This window comes from Pseudomonas sp. URMO17WK12:I12, assembly GCF_000514395.1.
In the GTDB taxonomy this organism is placed as follows: Bacteria; Pseudomonadota; Gammaproteobacteria; order Pseudomonadales; family Pseudomonadaceae; genus Aquipseudomonas; species Aquipseudomonas mucoides.
The window spans coordinates 67,469-79,905 of record NZ_AZVV01000019.1; the positions used below are offsets into that span (position 1 = coordinate 67,469).

A 12,437-nucleotide genomic window follows, 5' to 3' on the forward strand; every position below is an offset into this window, starting at 1 on the left:
AGACGTGGACGCCCGATTGAATGCTTTTCTTGAACGCGCCGATGCTGTTTTGGCCCGTATCGAGCCGCTGCTGCCCGCACCTCGGCAAGCCATCGACTGGAATCAATGCCTGGCCGCACGCTGGCAACGCGAGGGGCGCAGCGGTTTTCTGCTGCCGCTGCACGTCAGCCTCGACATGCGCCTGTCTGACCTGATCGGCGTCGACCGGCAACTGGAGCAACTGGGGCGAAATACCCAACAGTTCCTCGACGGCATGCCGGCCAACCACGCGTTGCTCTGGGGCTCGCGCGGCACCGGTAAATCGTCGCTGGTGCGGGCCTTGCTGGCCGAACACGCCCAGGCCGGTTTGCGCCTGATCGAGATCGAGCGCGATCACCTGGCGGACCTGCCGCGTGTGGTCGAGCAAATCGCCAAGTTGTCGCAGCGCTTTGTGCTGTTCTGCGATGACCTGTCGTTCGAGGCGGGCGAGGGCGATTATCGCGTACTCAAGAGCGTGCTCGACGGCTCCCTCGAACAAGCACCGGACAACGTTCTGCTGTACGCCACGTCCAACCGCCGTCACCTGGTGCCGGAAAAGGAAAGCGATAACGAAAACTGGAAACGCGTCGACGGTGAACTGCACCCCAGCGAGGCGGTGGAAGACAAGATCGCGCTGTCGGACCGCTTCGGCCTGTGGCTGTCGTTTTATCCGTTTACTCAGGAACATTTCCTCAACGTCGTCGAACACTGGATCGGTCAACTGGCCGGCAAGGCCGGGCTTGAGTGGCAGCGTGACGACGAGCTGGACATCCTCGCGGTGCGTTGGGCAGGAGGCCGAGGCAATCGCAATGGACGTTGCGCTTATCAATTTGCCCGCTATTGGGTCGGGCTCAAGCTGTTGGAGCACAAAGCATGATTGATTTACAGAAGAGCGGCCAAGGGCTGGATGGTTACGGCATGTTGTGGGCGCAGCTGGAATCGTTGCTGGCGGACGAGCGTGATTTCATTGCCAACGCTGCACAGTTCTCGGCGTTCCTGTTCAACCAGCTCGACGATTTGAACTGGGCCGGCTTCTACCTCAACCGCAACGAAGAACTGGTACTCGGTCCGTTCCAGGGGCAAATCGCCTGCGTGCGGATTCCGTTCGGCCGCGGTGTGTGCGGGACGGCAGCGTCGACCTTGCAGACTCAATTGGTTGAAGACGTGCATGCTTTTCCCGGACATATCGCGTGCGACAGCGCATCGAACAGCGAACTGGTTGTGCCGCTGGTCAAGGACGGTCGACTGATCGGCGTGCTCGACCTCGACAGCCCGAAACTGGCGCGGTTTACCGCAGAAGATCAGGCCGGTATCGAGCGCCTGGCGGCGATTTTCCTGCGCCTGACCGATTGCTGATCAAGCACTCAAGCCTGCCTTGACCAGCAGGCTGGTCGGGTCGACGGCGTCAATCTGCTGCGGATCGAGGAATCGTTCTGCGTACTGCAGATAAATGCGCGCCTGGACGAACAGCCCGAACAGTTCCGGGTCAATGTGGGCGTCACGGCACATGTTGGCCATGATGCCCAAGGCCTCGCTCAAGGTTTTGGCCTTCTTGTACGGGCGATCGGCGGCGGTCAGCGCTTCGAAGATATCGGCAATCGCCATCATGCGCGCCGGCAGGCTCATTTCTTCGCGCTTCAACTGTTTGGGATAACCGGTACCGTCCATTTTCTCGTGATGACCGCCGGCGATTTCCGCGACGTTGTCGAGGTGGCTGGGGAAGGGCAGGCGACTGAGCATCAGGATCGTCTGCACCATGTGATGATTGATGATGTAGCGCTCCTCGCGAGTCAGCGTGCCTCGGGTGATGCTCAGGTTATAGAGTTCGCCCCGGTTGTATTTGTACGGCGGTACATCGAGCTTGAAACCCCACGGATTGTCAGCCGGAATCAGCTCGTTTTCGGCACGTTCGAGCAGGTGTTCGGGTTTGTCCGCCAACAAGGGTTCGCTGACCGGCAGCGTCGGGGCCGGTGTGCGTGCCTGGCGGCGATTCTCTTCCCATGAAACCCCAAGTCGATCATCCAGCGTACGAGTCCAGGTGCGTTGAGCAATGCCGCGCAAGCGTTGCAGGTCGGCTTCGGCCATGGCCTCGCCGCCCAGATTGCAGTGGGCGACGAACGCGAAATCATCGTCCAGCCCCGCCAGGCTCGCATTGCGTAATTCCGCCAGCTGACGTTCGTCACCGCCCTGGGCGATGGCCTGCCAGTAGTTGATCCAGGCATCGCGCTTGAGCACCTCGAAACGCGTGCGGATTTCGTGGATGCGGTCGTTCAGGGTTTCAAGCTTGGTGGCTTTATCAACCACATATTCCGGGGTGGTGACCTTGCCGCAGTCATGCAGCCACGCCGCGATGTGCAGGGCTTCCCATTCATCTTCCGTCGGGTGATAACCGCTGAAGGCTGGCTCCTGACTGGCCGCGGCAGCCTCGGCGAGCATCAGTGTCAATTCCGGCACTCTCTGACAATGCCCGCCGGTGTAAGGGCTTTTGGCATCGATGGCGCCAGCCAGCAGTTGAATGAAAGAGTCCAGCAGCTGCTTCTGCCTGGCTTGCAAACGCTGGCTTTCAATACTTACCGCCGCCGCGCCAGACACAGCCTGGAGAAACGCGATACGGTCCGGGCGCAGCTTTTCCAGGTCGCTTTGTGCGCCGCTGTCGGCCAGCAAAAGGACCAGCAGGCCGACGGTTTCGTTATGCCGATTGTGCAGCCGGATACCGATCAGGTGAACCCGTGGACATTCCAGCGCCAGCAGCACCTTTTGCAGATCGGCTGCGTTTTCGAAGCCCAGGCTGGTGACCACATTGTCGGCGCTGGACAACTGCTGCATCCACTGAGGGCTCTGTGAACCCTGGAGTTCGTAACCTTGAATACCAAACGTCGACAACGCCTGAGAGGTCTCGTTGATCACCAGACCGTGGGGCTCCATGCGGTCGCCGTCCTGCTCGCGCAGGTAAATCAGGCCCGCCTGGGCCTGCCCGATCTTCACGGTTTCGAACAGCACCCGTTGCAGCAACGGGGCGAAACGAGTCTCGGCGCTCAAGCTGTCAGAGATCTGGAAAAAGCTCGCGAGGGTGTCCTTCATGCGCGTCATCGACACGCTCAGTTGGTCGACTTCCAGCACGGGGGAGCGTCGGCTGACGGGAAAGTTGAAGTTGAAACTGCGGATCGCATCGGCTTCTTGCACGAGTGAACGTAAGGGTTTGACCAGAATTCTGGAGGTGAGCCACCCCAGCGGCAGGCACAGCAACAACGTTGCCAGCGTGATCAACGCCCCTTGCCAGCGCATGCGGTAGGCATCGACCAGTAATTCATCTTCGGGCACTAACAGCGCCAACTGCAATCCTTGCGGCCCGCCTTCCTGCATGCTGCTGCGGGCCACAATCCATTCGCGACCGGCGGCGTCCAGGCGATTTCCCTCGGACGGATGGGTGAGCAGGGCACCGAGTGCCGGATTCAGATCGGCCGCCTTGATCAAGCGTGCGGTCTGGTCGTCGACGATCAGACGGCTGCTGTCGGGATAGGCAACGGCATTGCCCTCGGCATCGAACAGCACGATTTCGGTATGCGGGGTCACCACATGTTTGGCCAGCGTCGCCGACAGTTCGGCGAGGGTCAGGTCGGCGCCCATCACCGCATTTTCGCCGCTGCGCCGGGCTAGCGTCGTCCCGACATGGTGAGTGGAGAAAAAGACATAGGGTTCGGTGGTGATCTGGCCCTCATCGCTGCGAGCACTGGTAAACCAGGCGCGTGTGCGCGGATCGTAGGTTTCTTCAGGGTTATCCTGGCGGCTGACGAGCGCCAGGTTTTGATCAAAAAACAACGACTGGGACCGCACCTTCCCGGCACCGGAAGGGTGTTCAATGCTCCAGACCTGATAGGCTGCATTCTCCGGGGCATTGGTGAGCGTTCTCAGGGCGGGGGTGCGCAGGGGGCGTACCATGAAAAAGTCGCCATTGCCGTATCCCAGGTACAGCGAGGCCAGGTTGGGATTGTCTTTGAGCGACTGGCTAAAGGGTTTCAGCAGCGCGAGCCGTTGCTCCAGCGCGGACGCCTCGGTCGCCGGGTTGTCCGCCAGCAGGCTCAACAGATGGCGAATCGGTTCATAAGTGCCCTGCAGATCCAGCCGGACATCCTGTTCGATGCGGTTGAACAGTTTTTCACTGCTGGACAAGATGATCTGCGTGGTTTGCCGGTAATTGAAAATGCCCAGCACCACGCCCGTGAGTAGCAGCAGGAAGGTAAACATCACGCTGATATGGACGTGCAGCGGAAACCTGCGTGGATCGGGGCGCAGTGGGTTGGACATTACTGGTCTCTCCGTGATGGTTAACACACTGCTCAGCCGTCCAAGCATAGTTAAGGCTCCATCGTTCTGCTCCTGTCGTTGTGCCCTATTTGTTGTTGCAAGGCGTGCTCCAGCTCGAGCATGGCGTGCTTGATGGCTTGGGTGCAGTCGGCTACGTTTTCGGGGTGGAACGCTTCACGGCAGGCGCTTTCGAGCGCTTCGCAGCTGTCGATCAATCGACTCGCCTGGACGATGCGCGCCGCCCCCTTGATTTTGTGAGCGATATCGAGGAATGACTGGGGGTCTTTGCAGGGGGACAAATCCAGCAATTCCTGGCGGTCCAGACGATTGCTGTTCAGCACTTCGAGCAACAAACGTTGATCCAGCTTTGGATTGCCGCCGGTGAGCAGCTGCAGTCCTTCGAGGCTGAATGCGGGGCGGGCGATCGGTTTGACGCGTTCAATCCACAGTCTCAAGGCCGCGAGGCTGAGGGGCTTGAACAGGCAGTCGTCCATCCCCGCGTGTTTGCAGCGTTGTACTTCTTGCGGTTGTGCGTTGGCGGTGAAGCCCAGCAGGGTGCACGCCTCGCGCGACTGTTGCTGTTCGTATTGGCGAATCAGGCGGGCCAGTTCGTAGCCATTCATGACCGGCATGTTGCAATCGACAATCACCAGATCGAACAGCCCGTGCTTCCATGCCTCGAACCCGGTTTCGCCATCCGTTTCAGCGCAGTGGTGGTGCCCCAAAAACTCCAGTTGCTGGCACATGAGCAAGCGATTGGCCGGGTGATCGTCGACCACCAGGACGTTCAACGGAGTTGAGGTAGGGTGAACAGTCGCTTCGACGGTTTTCGGTCTCAGGTCTGGCGGCAATGTCGTCAGGTGCAGCGCTATCTCGACCTGCGTACCGGCTCCGACCTGGCTACGCAACTGCAGACTGCCGCCCATCATCTCGCACAGCGTACGGCTGATCACCAGGCCTAACCCGGCGCCTCCTCGGGTCGACTGCGCGCTGTGGGTTGCCTGAGTGAATGGCTCGAACAAACGCTGTTGATCCTGCTCGCTGATGCCGATTCCGCTGTCCTGAACCTGCACGCGCAACAAAACCCGCTCGGGCTCGTCTGTGGCCTGCCACTCCACCACAATCCGCACCTGACCCTGTTCGGTAAACTTGATGGCGTTGCTGACCAGATTGGAAAGCACCTGCTTGAAGCGCATCGGGTCCAGCAACACATCGGGTGGCGGATGGGCGGGGCTCAAGTCCAGTAACAGATGCAGGTGTTTCTGTCGGGCGAGGCCGTCGAAGATCCTCACCACCGACGCTACCGTTTCACCCAGATGGACGCGCTCCGGATTCAGGCTCAAATGCCCGGATTCGATGCGCGCAATATCGAGAATGTCCCCGATCAGTTCCAGCAGGTCCTTCGCCGAGTGGTATGCGACGTCGATGGCGGGTCGGTCCGGATGAGCGGGTTCGATTCGTTTGAGGGTCAGCTCCAGCATGCCGATGATTGCATTCATCGGGGTGCGAATCTCATGGCTCATGGTCGCCAGAAAAGTGCTTTTGGCTCTGTTCGCTTCATCGGCGCGTTCCTTGGCGGCTCGAAGGTCATCAAACAGTTGTCGCCGCTCGCTGATGTCAATCCAGCCACCAATGATGCCCTGTACTTCACCCTTCGAGTCCCGGTAAGGCAACACCCAGTGGTAAATCGTCAGTTTGCGACTGCCGATTTGCAACGTGCGATCGAGAATCAACGGTGCACCTTCGTTTACGACTCGCTGATAGTCAGACTCAAACTCCCGTGCCTCGAACGCGTTGCTCAAGTTGCCTTGAATGACACTTTTACCGATCACGTCTTCGTACTTTGCGCTGAAGGCTTCCAGGTAACTGTCGTTGCAGCTTTGCAGCACCCCCTGACGGTCCCGCACGTAGATCGGATGCGGCGTGCCGTTGACCAGCGATCGCATGAACTCAAGTTGGTCATTCAATGCGAGTTCAGCCGCCTGACGCTGTTTGATCTGACGACGCATGTAAGCGTTCCAGGCAACAGACATCAGCAGTAGCAGGCCAACCCCCAGCACCACCTGATAGAACACCCGGTGGTAGTTGCGCCAGGTGTTTTGCGATGTCGAGGCGTAACCCCGCCAGCGGCTGTTGATAATGCCCAGTTCTTGCGGGGTAATGCTCAGCAACGCCTTGTCGAGGATGGCGCTCAGTTCTTTGGCGTCGCGTCCGGTTGCGAGGGAAAACGCAGCCTGTTGCGTGCCAACGGTGGAACTGATCTGAAGCGTCTGCTCGAAGACTCTGGATGAGATGAAGTAGTTCGCAATCACCAGCGAGGTTACGGAGCCTTCAGCCTTGCCCTCTGACACCAGTTGCACGGCACTGAAGGTGTCGGGGGTTTCGATCAGAGTGAGGTTCGGGAACTCGAGACGCAGGTAATCCACCATCGGATTACCCTGGGCAATCGTCAGGCGTTTACCCGAAAACTGTGTGAGGTCGTTCGGACTGCCGGCCACTTTGCGCGTCAGCAGGACAAAAGAGTTTTCCAGATAAGGGCGGCTGAAATTCAGCAGCGTTTCACGGTGTGCGCTGGGCAGCAGGGCGGCAATCAGGTCGGTCTGATGCTGACCGATACGATCAATCATCTCGTCATCACTTCGGCTGCGTTGGATCTCGAAGCGCAAACCGGTGCGCAACCTGATCAGTTCGAGCAGATCGGCAGCGACACCTCGAAAGTTGCCGTCGTTATCGAAAAATGTCAGCGGCGCAAACGCTTCATTGACCACCACGCGAACCACCGGATGTTGCGCCAGCCAGCGTTCTTCGCGAGTGGTAAGTTGCAGTTTGTGATCGGTGAGAAGAATGTCACTGCCTGCACTCCAGCGTTTGGCAATCTCTTCCCGCGAATGGGTGGGTGTGGCATTCAGTATCGTGTTGATGATCCCAAGCAGTTCCGGGTTGTTGCGGTGCACGGCAAAACTGAAGCCGTGGACTTCGTGTTTACCGAAGTTGGCCATCCGGACGTTGTTCAGGTAACCCTTGTTGATCAGGTAGTGGGTCGAAATGGTGTCACCGAGAAAGACGTCCGCCTGGTCGAACGCAACCGCGTTAATTGCATTCTGGTAAGACGGGTAGGCCGTGATGATCGCCTTTGGATACAGGGCTTTGACTTCTTCCATCGGTAAATAGTGGTACACCATGCTCAACCGCAATCCGGCCAGTCCATCGGACAGGGATCGGGTTTCTCCTTCGCGTGTCACCAGAACCGGTTGGTCCGCGGCGTAAGGTGTCGACAGCACAATATCGGCGTTACGGGCCTCAAATCCGTTGGCGCTGCCGAGCATGTCGACCTCACCGTTTTCTAGCGCCTTGATGGCATCTTCCCGGGATGCGTAGCGCTGAACCTTGACTGGCAGGCCGGTCGCCTTGCCAAGGATGCCGGCGTAATCAGCGGTGAAGCCTTCATAGTCGCTGCCGCTGCTGGTCAGGTCGAAAGGCGGGTAATCGGGGGCTGAGCTACCCAGAATCAATTCGCGTTTGTTTTTGATCCATTGTCGCTGTGATTTATCCAGTTGTACTTCCATGTGCCCGACCATTGAGCGACTGAGCAGGGTGTAATGCTCGCTGGCGGAGTGTGTCGCAGACACTGAGGTGCTCAGGCACAAGCCGGCAGTGATCAGTATCAGATAATCCTTTAAACGACTGGGCATCCGGTCTCTCACACTAAGGCGTTGCGTTTTGCCATATCGATAAGTTCAACCAGTGATTTGGCTTTGAGTTTTTGCATCAAGCGTTTTTTATAGGTGCTGACGGTCTTGTTGCTCAGGAACATGCCCTTGGCAATTTCCTTGTTGGTGCGGCCTTGTGCAAACAGTTGCAATACCATCAATTCCCGGTCGTTGACTGACTTGAATAGCTCCAGGTCGGCATATCGCGTGTCATCGCTACGGACGGGGTTCAGCGCCTGGCTGGGGAAGTAGTTGTAACCGGAAAGCACCGCTTTGATTGCACTGACCAGCTCACTCAGGTCTTCCTGTTTGCAGACATATCCCGACGCGCCGGACTGCATGCAACGAATACCGAACAAGGTCGGGCACTGGGCCGTTAAAACCAGGGTTTTTAACGGAGTACACATGGCATTAAAACGGGATAGAACTTCCAGTCCATCCAGTTTGGGAATGCTGATGTCGAGAATAACCAGGTCTGGCATGCATTCGCGGACCATCTGCATGGCGTCGACCCCGTTATCCGTTTCGCCGACGACTTTATAACCTTCATGTTCGAGCAACATTCGGACGGCAAGACGGATAACGGGGTGATCGTCGACAATAAAAACGGAGTTCATAATCAGATCCCATGCGAGCTCAAATAAAGCGCGCACCTTAGCTCAGATAGTTGAGGGGGCGCATGAACTGACAGGTCGATAGCAGTGATATAGGACAAGTCCTACAATTGAAGAGGAATGGGACTACGTTCCAGTTCGGATTTGAATGAGGATCAAGAGAAGTGTTGTATGTAGTAAGTTGATTGTTGAGTGATAGGTTTTTAGGAAGATGTCAGGGTCAATAAGTTTATAACGTCTGATTGTTTCAATGATTTTATCAAGTAACCAGGCAGCGGTAGATCTGTTGGTCGGCAGCTTTAAGTGTGTCCAGTTTCGCCGGATGTCAGACTACTCGAATGTATTGCCTGATCATTCCAGCACTCGACCCGCGTTCGGACAATCTGAACAGCGGGTCGGGGCGGGGGCGTCAGCGGCTTGAGCGACCGGTCATTTCCAGGGCCATTTCACTGGCATAGCTGTCGGTCATGCCGGCGATGAAGTCGATCATCCGCAGGAATGAAGTGTGCAAAGGCCCGCGAGGATCGGGTGCATTGTTGCCCAACAAGTCGAGGATGCGGCGACTTTTGAACGACGGCGTTCGACCATTGTGTTGTTCCAGTGCCGCGCCGCAGAAAGCGTTCAGTAGAATCTCCAGCGTGGTGTAGGCGCCGATTTCATGCAGTGTCTTGCGCTTGTCCTGGAAGATTTTTTTCCTGGCCATGTCTTTGGCATTCAGGACACAGCGCTTGGCCGGGCCATGCATGTGCTCCACCAGATCGCCGGGCAGTGTACCGGCCAGCAGGGCGTCCTGTTGTTCGACGAAGGCCCGGGCCGCTGCATTGGTCAGGTGTTCGATGGCTTTGCCCCGCAGGATGGCCAGCTTGCGTCGGCGCGAGTCCAGCGGGCCCAATTGGCGATAGGTTTCCGGAAGATCGTCGCCCACCAGATTGAGCAGTAACGACTCGACTTCGGCGTACTCCAGCAACTCCATTTCCAGGCCGTCTTCCAGGTCGATCAGCGCGTAGCAGATGTCATCGGCGGCTTCCATCAGGTACACCAATGGATGGCGTGCCCAGCGCTGCTCCTCCAGTTGAGGCAGGCCGAGTTTATGAGCGATCTGCTCCAGCAACGGCAGTTCGCTCTGATAACAGCCGAACTTGTGCTTCTTGTAGCCCAGCGAGTCAGCGTGCTTCGCCGTCCAGGGATACTTCAAGTAAGTACCCAGCGTGGCGTACGTCAGCCGCGTACCACCATCGAACTGGTGGTACTCCAATTGAGTGAGCACACGAAAGCCTTGGGCATTGCCTTCGAAATTCAGGAAGTCATTACGTTCGACTTCGCTCATGTCATCCAGCCAGCCACGGCCTGCGGCCTGCTGGAACCAGTGACGGATGGCGTCTTCGCCGGAGTGACCGAAGGGTGGATTACCGATGTCATGCGCGAGGCAAGCCGACTGCACCACCATCCCCAGGTCACTCGGTTCGCACCAGTCTGGCAACGCGCTGCGGATGGTTTCACCGACACGCATGCCCAACGAGCGCCCGACGCAACTGACTTCCAGCGAGTGGGTCAGGCGCGTGTGGATGTGATCGTTACTGGTGACCGGATGGACTTGGGTCTTGCGTCCCAGCCGGCGAAAGGCACCTGAGAAAATAATGCGGTCATGGTCTTTGTGGAAAGGGCTGCGGCCGAGTTCTTCCGGGCTGTGCAGCGGCTTTCCGAGGCGTTCGCGGGTAAGCAGGGTTTGCCAATCCAAGGCTGGTCTCTCCGTCAGGTGACTGATGCCTTAGCCTAGAGCCCGGCGGCGTCGATGTCGATGAGCAGCAGTCGCTCGCCATTGTCGAAAAATTGCCCGGCGGTGAGGCAATACTGGTTGCTGGTGGCATCGCGGTACGTGTTGGAAAGTGTAAGCCGACGCTCGTCCCAACCCTCTGCCAACAAGTGATAGAAATACGGACGCCATGACCAGTTGTGACCCAGGTACCGGGTGTCCGATTCCCAGGCGTTGTTTCGCCATTCAAGGTTGGGCGTCAGTTGCGTGCCGTGGCGATCGCATTGATAGAAGCGCAACAACCAGGGGAATGCGTCCAGATGGGGCAGGGCGCTGAGCGGTGCGTGGGCTTGGGCCCATGTCTGCAACAGGGTCATCAGCTCGCCGAGTTGCTGGCGCATGACCATCAGCCGCCCACGCTCAGCCAGTTTTTGTTGAACATACCGTTGGCGCAGCTGTGCGAAGCGCTCGACAAAAGCGTCCGGGGCAAAGAAGTCGGCTTGTGCCTTGGCAAACAGAAAACCCTGCACGTACCGGGAGCCGCACTCCAGGGCAAAACTCAATTGAGCTTCGGTTTCCACCCCTTCGGCAATGATCCAGCAACCGGTTTTCTCGGCCATCTGCGCCAGCGCCTTCACCACATCGCTGCTTGGACCGCCCAATGCCGCCGCCTGGAACAAGCGCATGTCGAGTTTGAGAATGTCCGGTTGCAGGGCCAGTACGCGATCGAGTTGAGAATAACCGGCGCCGAAATCATCAATGGCGATTCGTGCGCCTGCCTCTCGGTAGCGAGCCACGACGTCAGCCAGGCGCTGAATGTCGCCGCCCAGTTCGGTTATTTCGAAGACGATGCGTTGCGGGTCGACGTTGTGCCTGCGCAGTTGCTTGAGGCTTGGCAGCGCTTGATCCGGGCGCAGGCGATTGATCCAGCGCGGGGAAATGTTCAGGCTGAGAAACCAGTCCGAGGGCGCTTCATGCAAACGACTGAGCGCGTTGTCGCGGATCTGCCGATCAAGACGCCGCAACGCGATGGCGGGTGTCCTCGGGTCGGCGAAAAGCGGGCCCACCGAGGCCAGTTGACCGTCGGCCTGTTGCAGTCGGCCCAATGCCTCGACGCCGGCGATACGGCCGGTGGCGGTATCGATGAAGGGTTGAAAGCAGGCGAGCGGTTGCCCGTCGATCACGAGGCCTCCTTGGTTAAGGTCTTGTTTTTGGATACCTGGTCACCGGATAGGCACACAGGATTGAACCCCTCGATAGAGAGGCTCATCCCGGTGGTATTGCAAGAATGCAGCCAGAGAGTGGCTATTTAGTCTTTTCGCGAGTTGCTTTGCAGGACCAGCTTGATCAAGGGCCCCAGGCTGGTGCCCAGACGAACCAGCCGAGTCAGGCTGCTGGCGCCGCCGTTGCGGGTACTCTTGCCGGTCAGAAAGCCGAGCAAGGTGACAGCTGCCACGCCCCAGAGCGGGGCGTGCTTGATGCCAAAACTGTCCTGCAGGTCTTGCTTCATTCCGCGAATCCGCTGCAAGGGTTGTAGCAGTTCCCGGGACTCGAGGCGGATTTCCTGACGGTGCATTTCCATGCGCAGGCGAATCAGTGCCTTGCGCATTTCCGCGCGCGAGCTGTTATTGGGCAGTTGAGGCAGGCTCATGGCAACAGGCGCTCCCGATCGTTGGCCAATTCTTCCAGGGTGCCATGGAAGGGCGAGGACTCATCGAAGACCGCTGCTTTCAAACGCAATCCACAGAAGATCGCGGCTAGGGTATAGAACACGCAGAGCCCGATGATGGCGGCGAGGCGATAGGTGTCCCAAAACACAATCAACACCAGCGTCGACAACCCCACTAGCAACAGCAATGCAAAGACCAGCGCCAGGCCTGCAAACAGCAGCAGGCTTACGGTGCGCGCTTTTTGTTCCTGCAACTCGATGCCGAACAGTTCGACATGGCTGTGCAACAGTCCGAGAAACGCGGCACCCAGGCGCCGCGATGAAGCGCTTGTGCCCGTCGCCGACGAGCCGGATTCGCCGATAGACAT

9 protein-coding genes are annotated in these 12,437 nt (G+C 58.2%); 2 read left to right on the forward strand and 7 right to left on the reverse strand.

The features are described 5' to 3' along the window. The first annotated feature begins 4 nt into the window (after positions 1 to 4). Positions 5 to 895, forward strand: a complete 891-nt coding sequence (locus D882_RS0124830; protein WP_027925735.1) for an ATP-binding protein — start codon at positions 5 to 7, stop codon at positions 893 to 895. Then, positions 892 to 1,374, forward strand: coding sequence for a GAF domain-containing protein (locus D882_RS0124835; RefSeq protein ID WP_027925736.1), 483 nt, complete (start codon positions 892 to 894; stop codon positions 1,372 to 1,374). Before D882_RS0124830 ends, D882_RS0124835 begins: the two co-directional genes overlap by 4 nt. Here D882_RS0124835 and D882_RS0124840 read toward each other — a convergent pair whose 3' ends face one another. The 7 genes from D882_RS0124840 to D882_RS0124870 form a co-directional block, all read right to left on the reverse strand. Beyond that, positions 1,375 to 4,323 (reverse strand): HD domain-containing phosphohydrolase, encoded by a 2,949-nt coding sequence (locus D882_RS0124840; RefSeq protein WP_027925737.1) that lies wholly within the window; start codon positions 4,321 to 4,323, stop codon positions 1,375 to 1,377. Positions 4,324 to 4,373: 50 nt separating this feature from the next. Beyond that, positions 4,374 to 8,015 (reverse strand): transporter substrate-binding domain-containing protein, encoded by a 3,642-nt coding sequence (locus D882_RS0124845; RefSeq protein ID WP_027925738.1) that lies wholly within the window; start codon positions 8,013 to 8,015, stop codon positions 4,374 to 4,376. Positions 8,016 to 8,023: 8 nt separating this feature from the next. Next, positions 8,024 to 8,650, reverse strand: coding sequence for a response regulator transcription factor (locus tag D882_RS0124850; protein ID WP_027925739.1), 627 nt, complete (start codon positions 8,648 to 8,650; stop codon positions 8,024 to 8,026). A 406-nt stretch (positions 8,651 to 9,056) separates the two neighbouring features. After that, positions 9,057 to 10,385, reverse strand: coding sequence for a deoxyguanosinetriphosphate triphosphohydrolase (locus D882_RS0124855; RefSeq protein ID WP_027925740.1), 1,329 nt, complete (start codon positions 10,383 to 10,385; stop codon positions 9,057 to 9,059). Positions 10,386 to 10,420: 35 nt separating this feature from the next. Beyond that, positions 10,421 to 11,584, reverse strand: a complete 1,164-nt coding sequence (locus tag D882_RS0124860) for an EAL domain-containing protein (RefSeq protein WP_027925741.1) — start codon at positions 11,582 to 11,584, stop codon at positions 10,421 to 10,423. Positions 11,585 to 11,709: 125 nt separating this feature from the next. Then, positions 11,710 to 12,051 (reverse strand): hypothetical protein, encoded by a 342-nt coding sequence (locus D882_RS0124865; RefSeq protein ID WP_027925742.1) that lies wholly within the window; start codon positions 12,049 to 12,051, stop codon positions 11,710 to 11,712. Then, complete coding sequence (locus D882_RS0124870; protein ID WP_027925743.1) at positions 12,048 to 12,437, reverse strand: phage holin family protein; 390 nt, start codon at positions 12,435 to 12,437, stop codon at positions 12,048 to 12,050. The genes D882_RS0124865 and D882_RS0124870 overlap by 4 nt, the downstream gene beginning before the upstream one ends.

What these genes read in the sequence shown, in the direction of transcription:
- D882_RS0124870 (WP_027925743.1), bottom strand. Translation starts at nt 12,437, where the DNA reads ATGTCTATCGGCGAATCCGGCTCGTCGGCGACGGGCACAAGCGCTTCA.
- D882_RS0124840 (WP_027925737.1), bottom strand. Translation starts at nt 4,323, where the DNA reads ATGTCCAACCCACTGCGCCCCGATCCACGCAGGTTTCCGCTGCACGTC.
- D882_RS0124850 (WP_027925739.1), bottom strand. Translation starts at nt 8,650, where the DNA reads ATGAACTCCGTTTTTATTGTCGACGATCACCCCGTTATCCGTCTTGCC.
- D882_RS0124845 (WP_027925738.1), bottom strand. Translation starts at nt 8,015, where the DNA reads ATGCCCAGTCGTTTAAAGGATTATCTGATACTGATCACTGCCGGCTTG.
- D882_RS0124865 (WP_027925742.1), bottom strand. Translation starts at nt 12,051, where the DNA reads ATGAGCCTGCCTCAACTGCCCAATAACAGCTCGCGCGCGGAAATGCGC.
- D882_RS0124835 (WP_027925736.1), top strand. Translation starts at nt 892, where the DNA reads ATGATTGATTTACAGAAGAGCGGCCAAGGGCTGGATGGTTACGGCATG.